The sequence below is a fragment of the Castellaniella sp. GW247-6E4 genome (assembly GCF_040276065.1).
Classification (GTDB): domain Bacteria; phylum Pseudomonadota; class Gammaproteobacteria; order Burkholderiales; family Burkholderiaceae_B; genus Castellaniella.
The window spans coordinates 1-527 of record NZ_JBELOI010000059.1 but is presented as its reverse complement, the minus strand read 5'-3'; the positions used below and the strand labels follow the sequence as shown (position 1 = coordinate 527).

1 protein-coding gene is annotated in these 527 nt (G+C 63.0%); it reads left to right on the top strand.

The window, feature by feature from the left end; translation table 11 throughout:
- Positions 1 to 122: 122 nt before the first annotated feature.
- A partial coding sequence (locus ABS761_RS16930; RefSeq protein ID WP_502881462.1) for an IS21 family transposase occupies positions 123 to 527 on the top strand: 405 nt, incomplete at its 3' end.

Genomic DNA, 527 nt, shown 5'->3' with positions numbered 1-527 from the left:
TGGACGACGACAATTATCTTGAGCGGTGGACGACAACTATCTTGAGCGGTTGACGCGCACCGCCGGGACGCGGGATGCGATAGGGGTTTTACAGTGATTGCCTCGACAGGGAGGCGGTCAATATGCCCGGCAAACGCATCAGGGATCATCAGATGACCCAATACAAGAAATTGCGTGTGAACCATAGCCAGGAGACGTCGGCCGCAAAGGTCGGCATCAGCGTGGCCAGTGCGCGGCGCCTGGAGAGGCGCGAGGGCCCACCCTCGCAGCGTGCGCCGCGTCATTGGCGCACGCGTAGCGATCCGCTGGCCGAAGTCTGGGATAGCGAGGTGGTGCCGATGCTGCAGGCCGAGCCAGATCTGATGGCGGTGACGATACTCGACGAATTGCAGCGGCGGCACCCAGGGGATCTGGGGAACTCGAAGTTGAGGACGCTGCAGCGGCGGATTCGGCAGTGGCGTGCCGAGCATGGGGGCGAACAGATGTTGTTCTTCGCGCAGGAGCATCCGCCAGGCCGCCTCGGGCTA